Origin of the sequence: Streptomyces sp. Tu 2975, assembly GCF_009832925.1 — a bacterium.
GTDB lineage: Bacteria > Actinomycetota > Actinomycetes > Streptomycetales > Streptomycetaceae > Streptomyces.
In genome coordinates this window covers 4855130-4877934 of record NZ_CP047140.1, presented here as the reverse complement: position 1 = coordinate 4877934, position 22805 = coordinate 4855130, and the positions used below count along the sequence as shown (strand labels likewise).

The 22805-nt window shown below is 68.0% G+C and carries 13 protein-coding genes, 2 rRNA genes and 2 pseudogenes; 7 read left to right on the top strand and 10 right to left on the bottom strand.

The window, feature by feature from the left end:
- Positions 1-62: 62 nt before the first annotated feature.
- Positions 63-2882: a preprotein translocase subunit SecA gene (gene secA / locus GLX30_RS21625; protein ID WP_159691502.1), complete on the bottom strand. Its 2820-nt coding sequence runs from the start codon at positions 2880-2882 to the stop codon at positions 63-65.
- A gap of 239 nt (positions 2883-3121) precedes the next feature.
- Here secA and GLX30_RS21620 point away from each other — a divergent pair, with 239 nt between their 5' ends.
- Both GLX30_RS21620 and GLX30_RS21615 read left to right on the top strand, forming a co-directional pair.
- Positions 3122-3697, top strand: a complete 576-nt coding sequence (locus GLX30_RS21620) for a GNAT family N-acetyltransferase (protein WP_159691500.1) — start codon at positions 3122-3124, stop codon at positions 3695-3697.
- A gap of 163 nt (positions 3698-3860) precedes the next feature.
- Complete coding sequence (locus GLX30_RS21615) at positions 3861-5021, top strand: crosslink repair DNA glycosylase YcaQ family protein (protein ID WP_159691498.1); 1161 nt, start codon at positions 3861-3863, stop codon at positions 5019-5021.
- A 58-nt stretch (positions 5022-5079) separates the two neighbouring features.
- On the opposite strand, the pseudogene GLX30_RS21610 reads toward GLX30_RS21615, so the two are convergent.
- From GLX30_RS21610 to mtnA, 7 genes and pseudogenes are all read right to left on the bottom strand, one after another.
- Positions 5080-5739, bottom strand: a pseudogene (locus GLX30_RS21610) (response regulator transcription factor); the annotation flags it as partial.
- 309 nt (positions 5740-6048) lie between these two features.
- Positions 6049-6741, bottom strand: a complete 693-nt coding sequence (gene raiA, locus GLX30_RS21605) for a ribosome-associated translation inhibitor RaiA (RefSeq protein ID WP_159691493.1) — start codon at positions 6739-6741, stop codon at positions 6049-6051.
- A 333-nt stretch (positions 6742-7074) separates the two neighbouring features.
- Positions 7075-7800 (bottom strand): ComF family protein, encoded by a 726-nt coding sequence (locus GLX30_RS21600; protein ID WP_159691490.1) that lies wholly within the window; start codon positions 7798-7800, stop codon positions 7075-7077.
- A gap of 132 nt (positions 7801-7932) precedes the next feature.
- A pseudogene (locus GLX30_RS21595) lies at positions 7933-9692 on the bottom strand (LpqB family beta-propeller domain-containing protein).
- A gap of 85 nt (positions 9693-9777) precedes the next feature.
- Positions 9778-11772, bottom strand: a complete 1995-nt coding sequence (gene mtrB / locus GLX30_RS21590) for an MtrAB system histidine kinase MtrB (RefSeq protein WP_159691487.1) — start codon at positions 11770-11772, stop codon at positions 9778-9780.
- Between the two features lies 1 nt (position 11773).
- The gene (mtrA, locus tag GLX30_RS21585; protein WP_005316841.1) at positions 11774-12463 is read right to left on the bottom strand and encodes a two-component system response regulator MtrA; all 690 of its coding nucleotides are present in this window, start codon (positions 12461-12463) and stop codon (positions 11774-11776) included.
- A 4-nt stretch (positions 12464-12467) separates the two neighbouring features.
- A complete protein-coding gene (mtnA, locus tag GLX30_RS21580) occupies positions 12468-13613 on the bottom strand; it encodes an S-methyl-5-thioribose-1-phosphate isomerase (RefSeq protein ID WP_159691484.1) in 1146 nt (381 codons plus the stop codon).
- 182 nt (positions 13614-13795) lie between these two features.
- On the opposite strand from mtnA, the gene GLX30_RS21575 reads away from it, so the two are divergent.
- From GLX30_RS21575 to GLX30_RS21555, 5 genes are read left to right on the top strand one after another with little or no spacing between them, the layout of a single operon-like run.
- Positions 13796-15016, top strand: coding sequence for a hypothetical protein (locus GLX30_RS21575; protein WP_159691481.1), 1221 nt, complete (start codon positions 13796-13798; stop codon positions 15014-15016).
- A gap of 4 nt (positions 15017-15020) precedes the next feature.
- Complete coding sequence (locus GLX30_RS21570) at positions 15021-15707, top strand: DUF4129 domain-containing protein (protein WP_159691478.1); 687 nt, start codon at positions 15021-15023, stop codon at positions 15705-15707.
- Positions 15704-16930, top strand: a complete 1227-nt coding sequence (locus GLX30_RS21565; RefSeq protein WP_159691475.1) for a DUF4350 domain-containing protein — start codon at positions 15704-15706, stop codon at positions 16928-16930. Before GLX30_RS21570 ends, GLX30_RS21565 begins: the two co-directional genes overlap by 4 nt.
- Positions 16927-17910 carry a MoxR family ATPase gene (locus GLX30_RS21560; protein ID WP_159691472.1) on the top strand — a complete coding sequence of 328 codons (984 nt, stop codon included), beginning with the start codon at positions 16927-16929 and terminating at the stop codon, positions 17908-17910. The genes GLX30_RS21565 and GLX30_RS21560 overlap by 4 nt, the downstream gene beginning before the upstream one ends.
- A 7-nt stretch (positions 17911-17917) precedes the next feature.
- Positions 17918-19228, top strand: coding sequence for a DUF58 domain-containing protein (locus GLX30_RS21555; protein WP_159691469.1), 1311 nt, complete (start codon positions 17918-17920; stop codon positions 19226-19228).
- Positions 19229-19350: 122 nt separating this feature from the next.
- On the opposite strand, the gene rrf is transcribed toward GLX30_RS21555, so the two are convergent.
- Together rrf and GLX30_RS21545 are read right to left on the bottom strand one after the other, a co-directional pair.
- Positions 19351-19467, bottom strand: a 5S ribosomal RNA gene (gene rrf / locus GLX30_RS21550).
- 95 nt (positions 19468-19562) lie between these two features.
- Positions 19563-22686 (bottom strand): 23S ribosomal RNA (locus GLX30_RS21545).
- Positions 22687-22805: the final 119 nt, after the last annotated feature.

The window sequence follows — 22805 nt, the reverse complement described above, 5'->3', positions numbered from 1 at the left end:
ACGCGGCCGGGGCCGGACACCCCTCGGTGTCCGGCCCCGGCCGTCGGATACTGCGTACTCCGTCACTTCTTGCGACGACGCCCCGCCGTCTTCTGGGCCTTGCGGCGCTCCGCACGCGTCATCCCGTCCGACTCCGACCGCGACGAGCCGTCGCCGTTTTCGAAGTCGCCCTCGACCACGCCGCCCTCGCCGTCGACCGTCGGCGCGGAGAAGTGCAGCCGGTCGGGTCGCTGCGGGGTCTCGAGGCCCTTCGCGCGGATCTCGGGACGGCCCGCGCCGGCCGGCACCGCGTCCTCCTTGGCCAGCGACGTCTTCGCCGCCGCGTCCTGCACCGGGACCTCCTCGACCTGCTGCTCGACCTGGACCTCCAGGTTGAACAGGTAGCCGACGGACTCCTCCTTGATGCCCTCCATCATGGCGGTGAACATGTCGAAGCCCTCGCGCTGGTACTCGACCAGGGGGTCCTTCTGCGCCATCGCGCGCAGGCCGATGCCCTCCTGGAGGTAGTCCATCTCGTAGAGGTGCTCGCGCCACTTGCGGTCCAGGACCGACAGCACCACGCGCCGCTCGAGCTCACGCATGATGTCCGAGCCGAGCTGCTTCTCACGCTCGTCGTACTGCTGGTGGATGTCGTCCTTGATCGAGTCGGCGATGAACTCGGCGGTGATACCGGCACGGTCGCCGGCCGCCTCCTCCAGCTCCTCGACGGTGATCTTCACCGGGTAGAGCTGCTTGAACGCGCCCCACAGGCGGTCCAGGTCCCACTCCTCGGCGAAGCCCTCGACCGTCTCCGCCTGGATGTAGGCGTCGATGGTGTCGTCCATGAAGTGACGCACCTGCTCGTGCAGGTCCTCACCCTCGAGGACGCGGCGGCGCTCACCGTAGATGACCTCGCGCTGCCTGTTGAGCACCTCGTCGTACTTCAGGACGTTCTTACGGGTCTCGAAGTTCTGCTGCTCGACCTGGGACTGCGCGGAGGCGATCGCGCGCGTCACCATCTTGTTCTCGATCGGAACGTCGTCCGGCACGTTCGCCATCGACATCACGCGCTCGACCATCTGTGCCTTGAACAGGCGCATCAGGTCGTCGCCGAGCGAGAGGTAGAAACGGGACTCGCCGGGGTCGCCCTGACGGCCGGAACGACCGCGCAGCTGGTTGTCGATACGGCGGGACTCATGGCGCTCGGTGCCCAGCACGTACAGGCCGCCGAGCTCCTTGACCTCGTCGTGCTCTGCCTTCACGGCCGCCTCGGCGCGCTCCAGCGCGGCGGGCAGGGCCGCGGCCCACTCCTCGACGTGCTCGACGGGGTCGAGACCGGCCTGGCGCAGCTCGGCCTCCGCGAGGTCGTCCGGGTTGCCGCCGAGCTTGATGTCGGTACCACGGCCGGCCATGTTCGTGGCGACGGTGACGGCGCCCTTGCGGCCGGCCTGGGCGACGATCGTCGCCTCACGGTCGTGCTGCTTGGCGTTGAGGACCTCGTGCTGGATGCCACGCTTGCTCAGCTGCTGCGAGAGGTACTCGGACTTCTCGACCGAGGTGGTGCCGACCAGGATCGGCTGGCCCTTCTCGTGCTTCTCCGCGATGTCGTCGACGACGGCGGCGAACTTCGCGACCTCCGTGCGGTAGATCAGGTCGGACTGGTCCTTGCGGACCATCGGCCTGTTCGTCGGGATCGGCACGACACCGAGCTTGTAGATCTGGTGGAACTCGGCGGCCTCGGTCATCGCCGTACCGGTCATGCCGGAGAGCTTGCCGTAGAGGCGGAAGAAGTTCTGGAGGGTGATCGTGGCGAGCGTCTGGTTCTCGTCCTTGATGTCCACCCCTTCCTTCGCCTCGATCGCCTGGTGCATGCCCTCGTTGTAGCGGCGACCGGCGAGGATACGGCCGGTGTGCTCGTCGACGATCATGACTTCGCCGTCGATGACGACGTAGTCCTTGTCGTTCTTGAACAGTTCCTTGGCCTTGATGGCGTTGTTCAGGTAGCCGACGAGGGGGGTGTTCACCGACTCGTAGAGGTTGTCGATGCCGAGCCAGTCCTCGACCTTGGCGACGCCGGACTCGTGGATCGCGACGGTGCGCTTCTTCTCGTCGACCTCGTAGTCGCCGGTCTCCTCGATGCCCTTGAGCTGGTTCCCCGCCTCGCCCCTGGTGAGACGTGTCACCAGCTTGGCGAAGTCGCCGTACCACTTGGTGGCCTGGTCGGCGGGACCGGAGATGATCAGCGGGGTGCGGGCCTCGTCGACGAGGATCGAGTCGACCTCGTCGACCACGGCGAAGTTGTGGCCGCGCTGGACGAGCTCGTCCTTGGACCACGCCATGTTGTCGCGCAGGTAGTCGAAGCCGAACTCGTTGTTCGTGCCGTAGGTGATGTCGCAGTTGTACTGCTCACGGCGCTGGGCCGGCGACATGTTGGCGAGGATGCAGCCGACTTCGAGACCCAGGAACTTGTGGACGCGGCCCATCATCTCGGAGTCGCGCTCGGCGAGGTAGTCGTTCACCGTGATCAGGTGGACGCCCTTGCCGGACAGCGCGTTCAGATAGGTGGGGAGCGTGCCGACGAGGGTCTTGCCCTCACCGGTCTTCATCTCTGCGACATAGCCGAGGTGCAGGGCGGCGCCGCCCATGAGCTGGACGTCGTAGTGGCGCTGGCCGAGCACCCGCTTGGCGGCCTCACGCACGGTGGCGAACGCCTCGGGAAGCAGGTCGTCCAGGCTCTCACCGTCCGCGTAACGCTGCTTGTACTCGTCCGTGAGCGCCCGCAACTCGGCGTCGGAGAGGGTGACGAAGTCCTCTTCGATGGAGTTGACCTGGTCCGCGATGCGGTGCAGTTTGCGCAGGATCTTGCCTTCGCCTGCACGCATGAGCTTGTTGAAGACGGACACTGAGGTTGGTCTCCTTGCCGGTCGGGCCTGCACTTGGGTCTGTGGTGGACACTGGCGCGGGCGCGGCAGGTGGGCCCCACCGCATCGGCCATCGTAAGCGAGGACCCGGCCGCGTCGGGAGGTCCATGGCCACTGAGGCCTGCTGTCCGCCATCAGGTGAACGCGCGGGAAGCACCGAAGGTGCCGGTAGAGGACAGAAAGTGCTCGCATCGGCGCGCCGCGCTGGCAAGAATCCCCGCATGGAGCCGATCACCCTCACCACCGAGCGCCTGCTGCTGCGGACCTTCACCCCCGAGGACACGAAGTCCGTCCACCAGGCCTGCCAGGATCCCGACATCCAGCGGTGGACGACGGTTCCCTCGCCCTACGAATGGCAGCACGCCGTCGAGTTCACCGAGCAGACGGTCCCCGACGGCTGGCGCAACAGCACCATGTGCACCTTCGCCGTGCTGCCGCGCGAGGGCGGCCCGCTGATGGGCTCGGTCGCCGTGACCATGCGCACCTTCTCCGGCACGTGGGAGATCGGCTTCTGGACGGGCAAGGAACACCGGGGCCGGGGCGTGACGGCGGAGAGCGTCACCGCCGTCTCCCACTGGGCCTTCATGAGGCTGGGCGCCACCCGCCTGGAATGGCGCGCCGAGGTCGGCAACGCCGCCTCCCGCGCGGTGGCGCAGAAGGCCGGCTTCCGCATGGAGGGGGAGCTGCGCGCGGCGCTGCTCAACAAGGACACCCTGCGGGACGTGTGGGTCGGTGGACTGCTCCCGTCGGACCTCGGGCTGGCGAGCAACCACGCCTATCTGCCGTCCCGGCGCTGAGTGCGTATCCCCGCGCGGGGGAGGCCGTCTTCCGTCGCGTTGTCGGGCGGGGGGCGGGGTTCCGTCGCCGGGCACCCCTTGTCGCGTTGTCGCGCGAGGCCGGACTGTCGGTGGCTTCCACGCGGGGGCCGGACTGTCAGTGGCGCCCTCTATCGTGCAGGACATGACGACGCCGCCGCCCGCCCTCGAACTCTCGGCCGACGAGGCCCGCCGCATCGCCCTGCGCGCCCAGGGTTTCCTGGGCGCTCCCGACAGGCGGGGCGGGGTGCGGGGCGTCCTTCGTCATCTCGGTGCCGTGCAGCTGGACACGATCTCGGTGCTGGCACGCTCGCACGAGCTGATCCCGTACGCGAGGCTCGGCGCCGTCGGCCGCCGGACGGTCGAGGACGCCTACTGGACGGGTGGCCACAGCTTCGAGTACTGGTCGCACGCCGCATGCATCCTGCCGGTCGAGGAGTGGCCCCACTTCGCTTTCAGGCGGCGTGCCTACCGTGCCCGCCCGCAGTGGTACCACGACCTCCCGGACGGCGCGTACGACGCCGTGATCAAGCAACTGCGTGCGGAGGGCCCGCTGACCGCGACCGGCCTGGGCGGCGCGAACAACGGCGGGGAGTGGTGGGACTGGTCCGCCTCCAAGGTCGCCGTCGAGCGGGCTCTGATGTACGGCGAGGTCGTGTGCACCGAGCGGCGCAGCTGGAAGCGGGTGTACGACCTCGCGGAGCGGGCGATCCCCGACGCCCTGCTGCACGACGACCTGGACGACACCGAGTGCCTGCGCCGTCTCGTCCGGCTGGCGGGTGAGTCGCTGGGCGTCGGCACCCGCGCGGACATCGCGGACTACCACCGCCTCAAGGGCGAGCAGTTCGACGCCGTGGTCTCGGACTCGGGGCTGGTGCCGATCCAGGTCCAGGGATGGGCCAAGCGCGCCTGGGCTGATCCCGCGGCGCTCGCCTCCCCGCCGCGCGGCCGGCACCGCACGACCCTGCTGTCACCGTTCGACTCGCTCATCTGGGAGCGCGCGCGGACGGAGCGGATCTTCGGTTTCACCCACCGGCTGGAGGCGTACGTCCCCAAGCAGAAGCGGGTGCACGGCTACTTCGCGATGCCGCTGCTCACGGGCGGGAAGCTACTCGGCCGCGTCGACCCGGCACGCGAGGGCAGGACGCTGGTGGCCCGCCAGGTGTCGCTGGACACTCCCAAGGCCGTGGCGCCGATGGCGCAGGCCCTGCGCGAGGCGGCGGAGTGGGTGGGCTGCGACTCCGTCCGCGTCGAGCGGATCGACCACCCCGAGCTCATGGCGGACCTGGTCAAGGCCCTGGACTGACATCGCGGACGCTCGGGCAGCCGTACCGGAACCGATCGGCCGGATCGCGGGGCCTCGGCTACCGGATCTCGAGGATCTTCTCGCGCATCGCGTAGACCACGGCCTCCATCCTGGAGTGCAGCTGCAGCTTTTCCAGGATGTTGCGCACATGGTTCTTGACGGTGTTCTCCGAGATGAACAACTCCTTGGCGATGTCCCGGTTGTTCATGCCCGTCGCCACGAGCTTGAGCACCTCCAGCTCCCGGTCGGTCAGCCGGGGCGCGGGCACCAACCTGCGCTCGTCGGTGCGCTGGATCATCGACTTGAACTCGGTGAGCAGCTTCGACGCCATGGAGGGGCTGATCTGCGACTGCCCGTCCGCCACCGCGCGGATGGCGGTCGCGACCTCGTCCGTGGAGATCTCCTTGAGGAGATAGCCGGTGGCTCCGGCTTTGATCGCGTCGTAGAGGTCGGCTTCCTCGTCGCTGATCGTCAGCATGATGATCTTCGCACTGGGGGCCACCTCCTTGATGGAGGTGCACGCCTCGATGCCGCCTCGCTTCGGCATCCGTACATCCATCAGCACGATGTCCGGCAGCAGGTCGGCCGCCTTGTCCACCGCCTCCGCCCCGTCGCCGGCCTCGCCGACGACCTCGATGCCCTCCTCGTGCGCGAGGACGATCTCCAGTCCCCGCCGGAAGAGAGCATGGTCGTCGACGACCAGGACCCGGATGGGCTCCTTGCCCCCGCCGCCCTCTTCCTCGCCGTGCCGTTCACCGTCCGGGTGCGTGTCACCGGGGTGGCCCGTACTGCCGTGCACCGGACCGAAAGTGTCCGCCATCGTTCCTCCCCCTGAGGCCGTGGCCCGAAGATCATGTGTGGTACGCCAACGTCAGTGCGGGGCGCACCGGTTGGCTTACGACGTCATGCTTTCATGCTTGGGCGACAGTGCGGTGATCCTGTTGTGGCACGAGGGTGCCCCTGGGGGCGCACGAGGCGCTCCAGGGGCACCGGGATCGTTCGTCGGCAGGGCTACGGGATTTCGGCGTCAGCCGCCGAGTGCACCTCCGGCGCCGCCGGCCTCGGACCCGGCCAAGGGGTCCGTCTCCAGGTGAATGACGCCGTAGTCATAGGCATGTCGCCGGTAGACGACACTTGGCTGCTTCGTCTCGGAGTCGACGAAGAGATAGAAGTCGTGCCCGACCAGCTCCATTTCGTAGAGCGCCTGGTCGAGCGTCATAGGTGCTGCTGTGTGCAGCTTCTCGCGAACCACCAGCGGTCCTTCGCCCTGCACCTCGATCGAGCCGATCTTCGTGGTGGGAACGGACTCGGTCGCCTCCTGGGCGAGGGGCCGGCCGTTGGTTGCGCTCAACTCCGCGACGCCGGGGACGACATCGACCACCTCGGCCGCGGACAGACGCCCGGCGCCACGCCGGTTGTGACGCTTCTCGTGCTGCTTGCGAAGGCGTGCCTCCAGCTTGCCGGTCGCGAGGTCCAGCGCTGCGTACGGGTCGGCAGCCGCGGCCTCTGCCCGGATCACCGGGCCCCGCGAGCGGAGTGTGATCTCCACGCGGTCGGAACGGTCGGCCTGCCGCGGGTTGTGCTCCTTGGACACCTCGACGTCGAGGCTGATCACCTTGCCGTCGAGCTTCTGGATCTTCTCCAGCTTCAGCTTCTCGGCCACGTGCTTGCGGAACCGCTCGGGCACCTCGGTCTTGCGGCCCTTGACGACGATGTCCACGCAGAACTCCGTTCCCGGATCCGCTCCGCCCGCTCACCGGCTGCGGAGCATCTCCCTCTTGCACCAGGCTCCGGTGGTCTCCGGAGCCTCGGACTTGGCGACTTTCACCTCCTCCTCCCCAGTCGGCAAGATCTCCACCCACCCCAATTTTCGAAGTGTCGCCGCCGCGCTTTCCCGGCCGGGAAAACCGGCAGTCATGCGGTGAGGTGTGCTTGTCGCCATTCCTCACACCGAACATAGCTCTCCGGGACGGGTGTCGGCACCCGCTACTCGGAGGTACCTCCGATCAGGGGTTTTTGCCCTGTCACTAGCTGCAACGATGCGGGTTCGCATTCAGTTCCGGTTTATTTCGAAGGACAGCGGTGGAACAGCGACGACCGCCGCCCGGGCCGGCACCGTGGCGCGCGGGTCGGCCCCAGTCGTGGCACTCAGTGCCCGCGCCGCCTCGACGAGCGTCGCCCCGGTCGTCATGAGATCGTCCACGATCACCGCCCTGCCGCCCGCCAGGAGCCGCGCACCACCCGCCCGCACCTCCAAGGCCCCTGCCACGTTCGCGAGCCTCTCGCGGGCCGTAAGGCCCGCCTGGTCGGCCATTCGGCGCCGCTGCCGCAACACCGGCAGCACCCGCGCGGCCCGGCCCGAGCACCGCAGCTCGGCCGCCGCCGCAAGGGCGATGCGCCGTGCCGCGTCATGACCGCGTGCGCGGACGGCCCCCGGCGCTGACGGCACGGGCACCAGCATCACGGGCCCACCCGGCCCGTTCGCGTACCCCACGGCCGCCCGGACGGACTCGGCCAGCGCCGCCCCGAGCGGTCCCGCCAGCCCGAGCGCGCCCCGCTCCTTGTGCGCCAGGATCACGGCGCGGACCGGGTCCGTGTAGGCCGCGACGGCGTGCACCACGGGGAGCCCCGCCGGCTCAGGCAACGGTCTGGCCCTGCGTGCCGCCTGCCCGAGCAGCGCCTGCCCGCACACCTCGCACAGTCGCGTACGGGGCGTGCCGCAGCCGCCGCAGACCGCAGGGGTCACCAGACCGGAGATTTCACGCCACCACGCCCGCATGAGGACCACTGTGGCAGGCCGGCAGATCGGCCGGCCTGCCCTGTGGACAACGCGCATGCCACCCGGCATCGCACCCGCCCAGTTCTTTCGTCCGGATCAGGCCGGAGCCCGGCATGGTCCGAGCGAAAGGCCCTAGCCCGGGTAGACCGGCGCGGTGCCCTCCTTGACCAGCGTCTGCCAGTTGGCGCCGGCGGGCAGGCGCACGATGCCGTCCTCCTGCGAGTAGGCCACGAGCGGCTGGCTCTCGTCGTCCGACGCGGCGACCGACTTCACCTGGTTGAGGCCGGGCAGGATCCCCTTGGGGACGGTCGAGCCGTCCGTCTGGATGTACCGCACCTGCTGAACGCCGCCGGCCTCCTTGCCGACCACTACAAGCCGGCTCGGCCCTGCCCACGACACGGCCGTGACGGCCTCCATCTGGGGTGCGGCGGGCCGCAGTTCGGTGACGGTCACCACGGGATCGTCGCTGTCGCCGTGCCGTTCCACGCGCCCTGTCTTCAGGGTCGTACTGCCGTCCTTGGTCAGCAGCAGCGCGATCCGCGCACCGTCCGCGGACACCTTCACGGCCTGGATGCGCGCTCCGTCCAGCCCTGGAACGATCTTGACCTCCTCCGGGGCGTCCGCACCGTTCGGCAGGCGTTTGAGCGCCGGCGCGTCCGGATCCCGGTCGGCCACCCACAGATCCCCCGGCCGTCCCAGCTGGGCGCGGTCAGACGGTTGTCGGGTCCCTTGCCGGAGCTGGTGATCACCGGGTCGCCCAGCTTGCTGTCGGAGACGATCGACGCCACGTACAGCCGGCTGAAATCGCCGGCGACGGCCGCGGCCTTGTGCTCGTCCCTCGCCACACCGACCGCGTCCACCGCGAGGCGGCCGTCACCGAAGGGGCCTGCCACGTTCTGCGGTTCGCCGGCCTCCGTGGCGCCCGCCGCCAGCTGGGCCAGGCGGCGCTTGCTGTCGACGAAGTACTGGTTGTCCGGGCGGCCGGAGGAGTGGTCCGGCGCGTAGCCCTCGGCCTGGCCGGCACTCATCACGCACAGCTGCGATCCGTTCGAGCGCAGCAGCTCGACCTGCTCGAGCCTCGCCGCCGACAGGTCCTTGATGGTGAAAATGATCTGCGCCGCCATCTTCATGCACTGCGTGCGCCCGACATTGGACGCCTTGTCGTCCAGAGGCACCTTCAGGCCGTTGCGGTCGTCGAACGACAGCGACGTGGCGCCGTCCTTCAGCTTCATCGCCGTACCGGTCGGGAACCGCGATTCGACGACCGGCTCCAGCCAGGCGGTGGGCCCTTCCAGCAGTGCCTTGACCGCCTGCGTCACCGGATCCATCCGGGTCACCGGGTCCTGCCGCTGCCTGATGTAGACCGGGTCGGCGACCACGACGTCGCGTCCGGAGGCGAAGTAGTACTTGTTGACCGAGCGGTAGTTGCGCTCGAAGTCGGACGCGCCCAGCAGCAGCCCGGCGGGCAGGCTGTCGATGCGCCACTGCTTGCCGTCGGGGCCGGCCTTCTGCGACAGATGGATGGTCCGTCGGTACTCGCTCGGCGTGACGGGCTGATAGGCGTGCTGCGCGTCGACGGTGGCGATGTGCCGTCCGAGCAGCGGGTAACTCATCCCGGGGTTGTCCCGGCGGCCCGGGACCGGCACACCCGGGTCGGGCGCCGACGCCAGCACCGTCGTGCTCGCCTCCGGCTGCCACTTCTCCGACGCCTCAGGAGTCAGGTACGAGCGTGCCGTGTCGAAGTTCGTGTCGTCACTGGTCATCGCCTCGAGGAAGCCCGTGACGATCTCGTCCGGGGTCGCGTCCTTCCTCGGCGGCACCGCGTACACCCGCACCTGCGAGTCGGCCCGCTGCGACGCCTTGACGGCATGGACGTCACCGGTGTCCGGCATCGAGGCACACCCGGCCAGCAGCACTCCGCTGCAACCGAGCAGCGCCGATACGCGCCGCACGCCCGTCTGCCCGTGACGACGGGAATCAGCGCCCACGAGTCGTGTCCTCCCGCTCCGATGAAGCCCTTGCCGCGGGGAGGTCGCCCCGCTCTCCTGCCTGCCGCGCCACCACCCGTGAGCCGTTGCCCGGCAGTGCCGTCGGGTCGACCTCGGGAGGTGCGGTACGCGGCGGGAGCGGTGACAGGTCCGACGCCCCCTGAACGGGCACGGACGTCATCCGGTGCCCGTTCCCCTCAGATTTCCCCGACGAGGCAGCACGCTCCCGGTTCTGCCGCGAGTCCTCCGGCTCCAGCGGTATAGGTGAGCCACGCAGCGGCTCGTCCGCCGTGCGGGGCAGGGTCAGGCGGAACTGCGAGCCGCCGCCCGGCTCGCCCCACGCCTGCAGCCAGCCGCCGTGCAGCCTGGCGTCCTCGACGGCGATCGACAGGCCGAGGCCGGTGCCGCCCGTGGTCCGTGCACGCGCCGGGTCGGCGCGCCAGAACCTGTTGAACACGCGGGTCGCCTCGCCGGGCTTGAGACCCACGCCGTAGTCCCGCACCGCGACCGCGACGGCGCCGCCGGCCACGGCCATGCGGACCACGACGTCCTTGCCGTCACCGTGCTCGACGGCGTTGACCACAAGATTGCGCAGCACGCGCTCGACGCGCCGGGCGTCCGCCTCTGCGACGACGGGCTGCTCGTCACCGACGACCCGTATACGGCTGCCCTTGCGTTCCGCCAGCGGCTCGGCGCCGCCGATGACCCGCCGTACGACCTCGCGCAGGTCTATCGGCTCCGCCTCGAGCGCGGCGGCACCCGCGTCGAAGCGGCTGATCTCCAGCAGATCGGAGAGCAGCGACTCGAAGCGGTCGAGCTGGTCGCCGAGGAGTTCGGCGGAGCGTGCCGTCACCGGGTCGAAGTCGCTGCGCGCCTCGTGGATGACATCGGCGGCCATCCGCACCGTCGTCAGCGGCGTACGCAGCTCGTGCGAAACGTCCGAGACGAAGCGGCGCTGCATCCGGGAGAGCTCCTCGAGCTGCTGGATCTTCAGCTGGAGGTTCTGCGCCATCTTGTTGAACGCCTCGCCGAGCCTCGCGATGTCGTCCTCGCCGGTGACCTTCATCCGCTCCTGGAGCCGGCCCGCCGCGAGACGCTCCGCGATCCCGGCCGCCATCCGTACCGGGGTGACGATCTGGCGCACCACAAGCCAGGCGATCGCACCGAGCAGCACCACGACGAAGAGCCCCGCCGTGGCAAGGGTGCCTCTGACCAGGTTCAGCGACTGCTCCTCCTGCGCGAGGGGGAACAGGTAGTACAGCTCGTAGGGATTGCCCTCGATGTCGTTCAGCTGCGTGCCCACCACGAGCCCGGGCTCGGGATCGACCACATTGTCCGTGTACCGGATGCTGAGGTACGTCTCGAACGTCCCTCCGCCTTGCCGCACGGCGTCCCGCAGGCCCTGCGGGATGCTCGCCGGGTCCACGCCACCCGAGGTACGTGGCGCACGGCTGGTGCCCGCGCCCTGTGCGTCGGCGCTGAGCGCGACCACGTTGAAAGCGCCCTGGCCGCCGCTGGAAAGTTGCACCACCAGGTCGGAACGCCACGTACGGGCGTTTCCGGCTGCGTTGTCGCCCTGCCCGCCGCCTGGGCCGATCGGCGCGTTCGCCTTCTCCCTGGCGACGGCGAAACCGCCGGCCGCCTGACTCTGCGCGGCCTTGCCCTTGGCGTCGAGCAGACCGTTGCGCACCTGCCCGATGACGACGAAGCCGAGCAGCACGACCACGCCCAGTGACATCAGTAGCGTGCTCACGACCACCCGGAGCTGGATGTTCCGTCGCCACAGCCTCATGGCAGGGAGCAGCGGACGGCGCACCCAGCGCATGACGAGCCGGGGCACCGGCCCGCCGGGGGCGTTTTCCTGCAACAGCCGTCCGCCATGGAGCAGACGGCCGAATCGCGAGGGCCCCCGCCCCGGCCCGGCAGCCCGCCCCGTACGGACCCCCGGCTCGCCGGGCTTCGGAGCAACGCTGCCATTGGACATGTCAGCTCGGCCCGGCCTTGTAACCGACACCGCGGACGGTTACCACGATCTCCGGCCGCTCCGGGTCCTTCTCGACCTTGGAACGCAGCCGCTGCACATGCACGTTCACCAGCCGGGTGTCGGCGGCGTGGCGATAACCCCACACCTGCTCCAGCAGCACCTCACGGGTGAACACCTGCCACGGCTTGCGCGCGAGCGCGACCAGCAGGTCGAACTCCAGCGGGGTCAGCGCTATCGACTGCCCGTCCCGCTTCACGGAGTGACCGGCGACATCGATGACCAGGTCCCCGATCGTCAGCTGCTCCGGCGCGGGCTCCTCCGACCTCCGCAGCCGGGCCCGGATCCGGGCGACCAGCTCCTTCGGCTTGAACGGCTTGACGATGTAGTCGTCGGCCCCGGACTCGAGCCCGACCACCACATCGACGGTGTCGCTCTTGGCAGTGAGCATCACGATCGGAACACCCGACTCGGCCCGGATCAGCCTGCACACCTCGATGCCGTCCCTTCCGGGCAGCATGAGGTCGAGGAGCACCAGATCCGGCTTGGCCTCCCTGAAAGCGGCAAGTGCCTTGTCACCGTCCGCTACGAACGACGGCTCGAAACCTTCACCACGCAGCACAATGCCGAGCATCTCGGCCAGTGCGGTGTCGTCGTCGACGACAAGGACTCGTCCCTTCATAAACGACATCATCCCATTAGCTAATCGTTACCTGGCGTGACCTGGCACACAGCTCCGCTACGCCGCCCCCGGTGACCGGCGACAACACCCCCTCCTCGGTGACGATCGCCGTCACCAGATCCGGCGGCGTGACATCGAATGCGGGGTTGAACGCCTGGGTTCCCAGGGGGGCCACTGTCTGCCCGCCGCTTCCGGCGCCGGCCACTGCGGACTGCGGGGATGTTACCTCCGTCACCTCGTGTGCCGGCCGCTGCTCCACCTCGATCGCCGAGCCGTCCGGTGTCGCCAGGTCGATCGTCGTCGTGGGGGCGACCACGATGAACGGCACATGGTGGTACTTGGCGAGCACCGCCAGCGGATAGCTCCCGACCTTGTTCGCCACTGATCCGTCCGCGGCGATCCGGTCCGCCCCGATCAGCACGGCGTCCACCTCCCCTGCCGCGAACAGGGAACCAGCAGCGTTGTCCGTCAGCAGCGTGTAGGGCAGTCCGTTGCGTGCCGCCTCGTAGGCGGTGAGCCGGGAGCCCTGCAGCAGCGGTCGTGTCTCGTCCACCCACAGCCGCTGGAGCCGGCCCGTCCGGTGCGCCGACAGCGCGACGGCGAACGCCGTTCCCTCCCCACCGGACACCAGTGCCCCGGTGTTGCAGTGCGTCAGGATCCGGTGGCCCCCGCCGGGCAGCAGTTCCTCCAGCAGCGCCAGACCGTGCCCGGCCATCAGCCGGCTGGCCTCTGCGTCACGGCGATGCAGTTCCTGGGCCGCCGAGAGCGCCGCGCGGGCCGCCTCTTCGCCCTCGGCCCCGCGCTCGACGGCGGTCCGGTACGCGGACGCCGCCAGCCGCACCCCGTACCCGAGGTTCACCGCGGTGGGGCGCGCCGTCTCCAGCAGCTCCGCGGCCTCGTCCACGTCGAAGCCCCGCAGCGCCGCGAGCGCGACTCCGTACGCACCGGCGATACCGAGAAGCGGTGCCCCCCGCACCGCGAGCGTACGGATCGCCAGCACCAGGACGGAAACGTCGGTGCAGACCAGCTCGACCTCCTCGGCGGGGAGCCGGGTCTGGTCGAGAAGCACCAGTACGGGCCCTTCGGGCGGCTCGTCCCAGCGCAGCACGGGAAGCTTCGACGGCTCGGCATCCACCGGGTTTTGTACGTACTGATCAGCCATCCGCCCAGTCTGCCCCGTGCCGCTCCGACAATGAAGGTACGAAGGTGCCCCCGGCCCCGGTCCACCGACAGCCCGCGCGTGGCACGATGGCAGCCAACCGGCCGCCCTGACAGGCGGAAGGACACTGTGAACCCGCCGGCTCGACGAGCCGGCCCCGTGACCGATCCATGAGGTGGACGACCGTGAACGACACTCCGGGTTGGGCATCGCCCGGATCGGCTCCTTCCGAAGGGCAGAACGGCCCCGGCGTACCGCAGCCCGCGCCGCCCGCGGACGGAAGCGGTCCCGCCTCGAAGTGGTCCAAGGAGCAGCCCCCTCCCGGACAGTGGTCCGCACCGACCGGCCCCGGCCAGGTCCCCGGCCCGCCCCCGCCGCGCTGGGGCGGCGGCGGGCACCACGGCGGCTGGGGCGGTCCCCCCGCCGCCGCCAAGCCGGGAGTCATCCCGCTGCGGCCCCTCGGCGTCGGTGAAATCCTCGACGGCGCGGTGTCGACGCTGCGCGCGCACTGGCGCACGGTCCTGAGCGTGACGATCACGGTCTCCGTCATCTCCCAGATCTGCAGCATCCTCGTGGAGCGTTACCTGCTCCCCGCGCCTCCTGAGGTCGATCCCGACGCGACGCCCGAGGAAGCCCTGCAGCAGTCCGTCGAGTCGCTGCAGGCGAGCTTGGTGGCCCTCGGCCCCGCCCTGTTGATCACCTTGATCGGCACCTTGCTCACGACCGCACTGCTCACCGTGGTGATCAGCCGCTCGGTGCTCGGCCGCCCGATCACCCTCGCCGAGGCCTGGCGCGAGGCCCGGCCGCGGATCCCCCACCTTCTGGGCCTCACGCTGCTGCTGCCGCTGGGCAGTGCCGCGATCATGACCGTCGGCGTACTTCCTGGGATGCTGATCGGCGGCGCGGGCGTGCTCCTGTCCGTGGTCGGCGGTCTCGCCGCCATCACCGTCATCATCTGGCTGATGGTCCGCTTCGCCCTGGCCTCCCCCGCCCTCGTGCTGGAACGTCAAGGCGTCATCACGTCGCTGCGCCGCTCCGCCAAGCTCGTCCAAGGTGCCTGGTGGCGCGTCTTCGGGATCACGCTGCTGACCCTGCTGCTGGTCTTCGTCGTGAGCATGGTCATCGCCATCCCGTTCACCGTCATCGGTTTCGCCGTGGACGGCGCCGGCATCGGCGACCTGTTCACCGGGAGCGGCCCCGACTTCGGCTGGCCCTTCCTGATCATCACGGGAATCGGCTCCGTGATCGCCTCGTCGATCACCTACCCGATCTCCGCCGGCGTGACGGTGCTCCTCTACGTGGACCAGCGCATCCGCCGCGAAGCGCTCGACCTCGAACTCGCGCGTGCAGCCGGCGTCTCCGGCTACGGGTCGGCACCTCCCGGTGACCGCTCCACCGGGGGCTGATGCGGTGTTGGGCACGGGGGGCGCGACGGCGGCACTGCTGGTCGGCGCGAGCGACGACGTACCGGTGGACACTCCGCGCGAGCCCGCCCGCGAGGCGGCGGAGCGGGAGCTGTCCAGGCCGATGTACCACGAGAACGACCCGAACCTTCTCGAGCGCGCCCTGGACCGCTTCTGGGAGTGGGTCGACAGTCTCTTCGGCGCCGCTTCGAGCGGCACTCCCGGCGGCTTGATCGGCCTGATCGCCGTCATCCTCGTCGTCGTCGCCCTCGCGGCCGCCCTGTGGTGGCGGCTCGGTAAGCCCCAGCGCACGGTCCGTGCCTCCGACTCCCTCTTCGAAGACGGCCCACGCAGCGCTTCGGCGCACCGCGCCGCGGCGGACAAGCACGCCGCCGCCGAGCGGTGGAACCAGGCGGTGCAGGAGCGGATGCGCGCCATCGTCCGCTCCCTGGAGGAACGCACGCTCCTCGACGCCAGGCCGGGCCGTACCGCCGACGAGGCCGCCGCGGAGGCGGGGCGCCCGCTCCCCGACCACGCCGACGAACTGCGCGCCGCGGCCCGTGTCTTCGACGACGTCACGTACGGCGGTCGCACCGCCGACCGGCAGGCGTACGAACGGCTCCGGGACCTGGACCTCGCCCTGGAGAGCACCAAGCCCCTGTCGGCCACCGTTGCCGAGGGAGCCACCGAATGACCGGCCTCACGGGCAGCACCACGTCCATGTCGCCCTCCACCCGCCAGGTCTGGAACCGCGTCCGGGGTCTGCTCCTCGCTGTCATGCTCCTCGTCGTGGGCGGCATCGCCATGGCTGCACTGCGGTCGAATGATCACCACGGCCGTCTCGATCCACGCTCCGCGGACCAGCACGGCAGCCGTGCTGTCGCCGAACTCCTCAAGGGCCGGGGCGTCTCGACCAGGGTGGTCACCACCCTTGCGGACGCCACCGCCTCGGCAGACGCCGACACCACCGTCCTCGTCACCGACCCCGACATGTTGACGGCCACTCAGCAGCAGGACTTCCGGTCCGCGACCGCCTCGGCCGGCGGACGAACAGTGCTGATCGCCCCCGGTTTCGCCTCCGTCGGCACACTCGCGCCGGACGTCGAGGTCGAATCCCGGACCGAGGTGTCCGAGCTCAGCCCCCGCTGCGACCTTCCCGCCGCCCGCCGCGCGGGCAGCGCCGATCTCGGCGGTGAGCGGTACTCGACCGAGGCGCCCGGCGCCGACAGTTGCTACCCGAGCGACGGCGTTACTTCCCTGGTGCGGCTCGACGCGCCGAACGACGGCGACACCGTCCTCCTGGGCGCTCCTGACATCCTCTACAACGATCGTCTCGACAAGCGCGGCAATGCCTCCCTCGCCCTGCAACTGCTCGGGTCCCGACCCGAACTGGTCTGGTACATCCCTTCTCTCGACGACCCCTCCGCCGCGAACCCCGCCGACGGAGACGGCGACGAGCAGGGCAGCGGCGAAACGGACGGCGAGGGCACGTTCTTCGACCTGATCCCCGGCGGCTGGCTGTGGGGCACGCTGCAACTCCTCGTGGCTGCCGTTCTGGCAGCCGTCTGGCGTGCCCGCCGGCTCGGGCCTCTGGTGACCGAACAACTGCCGGTCGCCATCCGCGCGTCGGAGACCACCGAGGGCCGCGCCCGCCTCTACCGCAAGGTGAACGCGCGTGACCGCGCCGCCGCCTCGCTCCGTTCCGCCACCAGAACCCGCCTTGCCCCGCTTCTCGGTGTCTCCGCCGCGGGCATCCACTCGCCCGAAGCCCTGCTTCCCGCGGTCTCCGCGCACCTCCCCCATGGTGAGCACGACCTCCGTGAACTGCTCTTCGGCACTCCCCCGGCCGACGACACCGCACTCGTCCGACTCGCAGACCAACTCGACGCCCTCGAAAGAGAGGTACGCACCTCATGAGCGCCCCGACCCCCGAGACAGCCGAGAGCTCGGACCGCGCCCGCGCCTCCCTGGAGGCCTTGCGCACCGAGATCGCCAAGGCCGTGGTCGGCCAGGACCCCGCTGTCACCGGTCTCGTCGTGGCTCTGCTCTGCCGCGGTCACGTCCTTCTCGAGGGAGTGCCTGGCGTCGCCAAGACCCTCCTGGTGCGCGCCCTGGCCGCATCGCTCGAGCTCGACACGAAGCGCGTCCAGTTCACCCCCGACCTGATGCCCAGCGATGTCACCGGGTCACTTGTCTACGACAGCCACACGTCCGAGTTCTCGTTCCAGCCCGGGCCCGTCTTCACGAACCTCCTTCTCGCGGACGAGATCAACCGCACGCCGCCCAAGACGCAGTCGTCGCTCCTGGAAGCGATGGAGGAGCGGCAGGTGACGGTCGACGGCACGCCTCGCCTGCTCCCCGATCCCTTCCTCGTCGCCGCGACGCAGAACCCCGTCGAGTACGAGGGCACTTACCCCCTTCCGGAAGCCCAGCTGGACCGCTTCCTCCTCAAGCTGACGGTCCCCCTTCCGTCCCGCGAGGACGAGATCAATGTCCTGACCCGGCATGCGGAGGGCTTCAACCCCCGCGACCTCGAAGCGGCGGGGGTGCGTCCCGTTGCCGGCCCTGCAGAACTGGAAGCGGCCCGTCTCGCCGTGGCCAAGACCTCCGTCTCCACCGAGATCACCGCCTACGTCGTCGATATCTGTCGTGCCACCCGTGAATCCCCCTCACTCACACTGGGCGCCTCACCCCGAGGCGCAACCGCGCTGCTGTCCACCGCCCGCGCCTGGGCCTGGCTCACCGGGCGCGACTACGTCATCCCGGACGATGTGAAGGCCCTCGCCCTGCCCACTCTTCGGCACCGGATCCAGCTCCGACCCGAGGCGGAGATGGAGGGAGTCACCGCCGACTCCGTCATCACCGCGATCCTCGCCCACGTCCCCGTACCGCGCTGAGGCACCGATGGCCCTCACCGGACGAACCGCACTCCTGGCCGCGCTCGGCTCACTCCCCGTAGGCATCCTCGCTCCGAGCTGGACCGGGATGCTTGCTGTCAACGCGCCTCTCTCACTCGCAATCCTGTGCGACTACGCCCTCGCCGCGCCAGTGCGAACGCTCCGGTTCACCCGAAGTGGTGATACATCCGTTCGACTCGGTGACGCGGCGACGGTCGACCTGATGGTCACCAACCCTTCGGACCGGCGTCTACGGGCCGACCTTCGCGATGCGTGGCCGCCGAGCAGCTGGCTGCCGGGGGCGGAGCAGTCCGCCTCCCGCCACAAGGTGACCGTCCCGGCCGGCGAACGCCGCCGCCTCACCACGGTCCTGCGGCCCACACGACGTGGCGACCGCCGCCCGGAGCGCATCACGGTCCGCTCCTACGGACCGCTGGGCCTGGCGGCCCGGCAGGGCCATCACAAGGTGCCTTGGACGGTCCGCGTCCTCCCGCCGTTCACGAGCCGCAAGCATCTGCCCTCCCGCCTGGCGCGTCTGCGCGAACTCGACGGCCGCACGAGCGTGCTGATTCGGGGTCAGGGAACGGAGTTCGACAGTCTTCGCGACTACGTGCCCGGCGACGACACCCGCTCCATCGACTGGCGGGCCACCGCGCGTCGGACCACCGTTGCCGTCCGCACGTGGCGCCCGGAACGTGACCGGCACATCCTCATCGTTCTCGACACGGGACGGACATCGGCGGGACGCGTGGGGGACGTCCCGCGCCTGGACGCCGCGATGGATGCCGCGCTCCTGCTGGGCGCGTTGGCGTCACGTGCCGGTGACCGGGTCGGACTGTTGGCGTACGACCGCCGCATCCGCGCCCAGGTCGTCGGACGGTCCGCAGGTGACGTTCTTCCGGCCATGGTCAACGCCTTCGCTCCCCTGGAGCCGGAGCTCATCGAGACAGATGCCCGCGGCCTCAGCGCTGCTGCGCTGACGAACGCTCCCCGCCGGTCCCTCATCGTCCTTCTGACGAGCCTCGACGCCGCTCCTGTCGAGGAGGGCCTGCTGCCCGTCCTCCCGCAGCTCACGCAGCGCCACACCGTCCTGGTGGCCTCTGTGGCGGATCCTCATCTCGAACGCATGAAGGTGACGCGCGATTCGGTCGAGGGCGTCTACGACGCCGCGGCAGCCACCCAGGCCCAGTCGCAGCGGGACCGGGCGGCGGAACAGTTGCAGCGTCACGGAGTCACCGTTGTGGATGCGACACCGGAGAAGATCGCACCGGCTCTCGCCGATGCCTATCTCGCTCTCAAAGCAGCCGGTCGCCTCTGAGTCCGTTGTCCCTTCAGATGCGGCCGGCTCGCCCCGGAGCCGGCGAGCGGTCACGCAGGGGAATTTGGTCCTGAACGCAGGAAAGCCCCGCACCAGAGGTGCGGGGCTTTCCCACAATGATTGTTCGGCGGCGTCCTACTCTCCCACAGGGTCCCCCCTGCAGTACCATCGGCGCTGAAAGGCTTAGCTTCCGGGTTCGGAATGTAACCGGGCGTTTCCCTAACGCAATGACCACCGAAACACTATGAAGATGTCCGAACTACCAGCCGGCAACCCCACACAGGGGTCGGGCGAGTTCGTTACTTCAGAACTAACACAGTGGACGCGAGCAACTGAGGACAAGCCCTCGGCCTATTAGTACCGGTCAACTCCACCCCTTACAGGGCTTCCATATCCGGCCTATCAACCCAGTCGTCTACTGGGAGCCTTACCCTCTCAAGGAGGTGGGAGTCCTCATCTCGAAGCAGGCTTCCCGCTTAGATGCTTTCAGCGGTTATCCTTTCCGAACGTAGCCAACCAGCCATGCCCTTGGCAGGACAACTGGCACACCAGAGGTTCGTCCGTCCCGGTCCTCTCGTACTAGGGACAGCCCTTCTCAAGACTCCTACGCGCACAGCGGATAGGGACCGAACTGTCTCACGACGTTCTAAACCCAGCTCGCGTACCGCTTTAATGGGCGAACAGCCCAACCCTTGGGACCGACTCCAGCCCCAGGATGCGACGAGCCGACATCGAGGTGCCAAACCATCCCGTCGATATGGACTCTTGGGGAAGATCAGCCTGTTATCCCCGGGGTACCTTTTATCCGTTGAGCGACGGCGCTTCCACAAGCCACCGCCGGATCACTAGTCCCGACTTTCGTCCCTGCTCGACCCGTCGGTCTCACAGTCAAGCTCCCTTGTGCACTTACACTCAACACCTGATTGCCAACCAGGCTGAGGGAACCTTTGGGCGCCTCCGTTACTCTTTAGGAGGCAACCGCCCCAGTTAAACTACCCATCAGACACTGTCCCTGATCCGGATCACGGACCCAGGTTAGACATCCAGCACGACCAGAGTGGTATTTCAACGACGACTCCACCTGAACTGGCGTCCAAGCTTCACAGTCTCCCACCTATCCTACACAAGCCGAACCGAACACCAATATCAAACTGTAGTAAAGGTCCCGGGGTCTTTCCGTCCTGCTGCGCGAAACGAGCATCTTTACTCGTAGTGCAATTTCACCGGGCCTATGGTTGAGACAGTCGAGAAGTCGTTACGCCATTCGTGCAGGTCGGAACTTACCCGACAAGGAATTTCGCTACCTTAGGATGGTTATAGTTACCACCGCCGTTTACTGGCGCTTAAGTTCTCAGCTTCGCCACCCCGAAGAGTGACTAACCGGTCCCCTTAACGTTCCAGCACCGGGCAGGCGTCAGTCCGTATACATCGCCTTACGGCTTCGCACGGACCTGTGTTTTTAGTAAACAGTCGCTTCTCGCTGGTCTCTGCGGCCACCCCCAGCTCACCGAGTAAATCGGATCACCAGTGATGGCCCCCTTCTCCCGAAGTTACGGGGGCATTTTGCCGAGTTCCTTAACCATAGTTCACCCGAACGCCTCGGTATTCTCTACCTGACCACCTGAGTCGGTTTAGGGTACGGGCCGCCATGAAACTCGCTAGAGGCTTTTCTCGACAGCATAGGATCATCCACTTCACCACAATCGGCTCGGCATCAGGTCTCAGCCTTAACGTGAGGCGGATTTGCCTACCCCACGGCCTACACCCTTACCCCGGGACAACCACCGCCCGGGCTGGACTACCTTCCTGCGTCACCCCATCGCTTACCTACTACAAGTCTGGTTCGTCGGCTCCACCACTCCGACCTCGTCCGAAGACTCAGCCGGCGGCTTCACGGACTTAGCATCGCCTGATTCGATATTGGGCGTTTCAAAGCGGGTACCGGAATATCAACCGGTTGTCCATCGACTACGCCTGTCGGCCTCGCCTTAGGTCCCGACTTACCCTGGGCAGATCAGCTTGACCCAGGAACCCTTAGTCAATCGGCGCACACGTTTCTCACGTGTGTATCGCTACTCATGCCTGCATTCTCACTCGTGAACCGTCCACAACTCGCTTCCGCGGCTGCTTCACCCGGCACACGACGCTCCCCTACCCATCCCAGCGGGCGTTGGCCCTCATGCTGGAATGACACGACTTCGGCGGTACGCTTGAGCCCCGCTACATTGTCGGCGCGGAATCACTTGACCAGTGAGCTATTACGCACTCTTTCAAGGGTGGCTGCTTCTAAGCCAACCTCCTGGTTGTCTCTGCGACTCCACATCCTTTCCCACTTAGCGTACGCTTAGGGGCCTTAGTCGATGCTCTGGGCTGTTTCCCTCTCGACCATGGAGCTTATCCCCCACAGTCTCACTGCCGCGCTCTCACTTACCGGCATTCGGAGTTTGGCTAAGGTCAGTAACCCGGTAGGGCCCATCGCCTATCCAGTGCTCTACCTCCGGCAAGAAACACACGACGCTGCACCTAAATGCATTTCGGGGAGAACCAGCTATCACGGAGTTTGATTGGCCTTTCACCCCTAACCACAGGTCATCCCCCAGGTTTTCAACCCTGGTGGGTTCGGTCCTCCACGAAGTCTTACCTCCGCTTCAACCTGCCCATGGCTAGATCACTCCGCTTCGGGTCTAGAGCGTGCAACTCGATCGCCCTGTTCGGACTCGCTTTCGCTACGGCTTCCCCACACGGGTTAACCTCGCTACACACCGCTAACTCGCAGGCTCATTCTTCAAAAGGCACGCAGTCACGACTGACAGCACAAGTGCTGCCAGCGACGCTCCCACGGCTTGTAGGCACACGGTTTCAGGTACTATTTCACTCCGCTCCCGCGGTACTTTTCACCATTCCCTCACGGTACTATCCGCTATCGGTCACCAGGGAATATTTAGGCTTAGCGGGTGGTCCCGCCAGATTCACACGGGATTTCTCGGGCCCCGTGCTACTTGGGTGTCTCTCAAACGAGCCGTTGATGTTTCAGCTACGGGGGTCTTACCCTCTACGCCGGACCTTTCGCATGTCCTTCGCCTACATCAACGGTTTCTGACTCGTCGACCAGCCGGCAGACTGATCAAGAGAGATCCCACAACCCCGCATGCGCAACCCCTGCCGGGTATCACACGCATACGGTTTGGCCTCATCCGGTTTCGCTCGCCACTACTCCCGGAATCACGGTTGTTTTCTCTTCCTGAGGGTACTGAGATGTTTCACTTCCCCTCGTTCCCTCCACATGCCCTATGTGTTCAGGCATGGGTGACAGTCCATGACGACTGCCGGGTTTCCCCATTCGGAAACCCCCGGATCAAAGCCTGGTTGACGGCTCCCCGGGGACTATCGTGGCCTCCCACGTCCTTCATCGGTTCCTGGTGCCAAGGCATCCACCGTGCGCCCTTAAAAACTTGGCCACAGATGCTCGCGTCCACTGTGTAGTTCTCAAGCAACGACCAGCCACCCACCACCCCGTCACCTACGCGACGAGTTCACTGGGGCCGGCATCCCGAAGGACGAGCAACGCTCGCACCCT

Coding starts and splice junctions, on each gene's coding strand:
- GLX30_RS21620 (WP_159691500.1), top strand. CDS start 3,122: ATGGAGCCGATCACCCTCACCACCGAGCGCCTGCTGCTGCGGACCTTC.
- GLX30_RS21615 (WP_159691498.1), top strand. CDS start 3,861: ATGACGACGCCGCCGCCCGCCCTCGAACTCTCGGCCGACGAGGCCCGC.
- GLX30_RS21600 (WP_159691490.1), bottom strand. CDS start 7,800: ATGCGGGCGTGGTGGCGTGAAATCTCCGGTCTGGTGACCCCTGCGGTC.
- mtrB (WP_159691487.1), bottom strand. CDS start 11,772: ATGTCCAATGGCAGCGTTGCTCCGAAGCCCGGCGAGCCGGGGGTCCGT.
- mtrA (WP_005316841.1), bottom strand. CDS start 12,463: ATGATGTCGTTTATGAAGGGACGAGTCCTTGTCGTCGACGACGACACC.
- mtnA (WP_159691484.1), bottom strand. CDS start 13,613: ATGGCTGATCAGTACGTACAAAACCCGGTGGATGCCGAGCCGTCGAAG.
- GLX30_RS21565 (WP_159691475.1), top strand. CDS start 15,704: ATGACCGGCCTCACGGGCAGCACCACGTCCATGTCGCCCTCCACCCGC.
- GLX30_RS21560 (WP_159691472.1), top strand. CDS start 16,927: ATGAGCGCCCCGACCCCCGAGACAGCCGAGAGCTCGGACCGCGCCCGC.
- GLX30_RS21555 (WP_159691469.1), top strand. CDS start 17,918: ATGGCCCTCACCGGACGAACCGCACTCCTGGCCGCGCTCGGCTCACTC.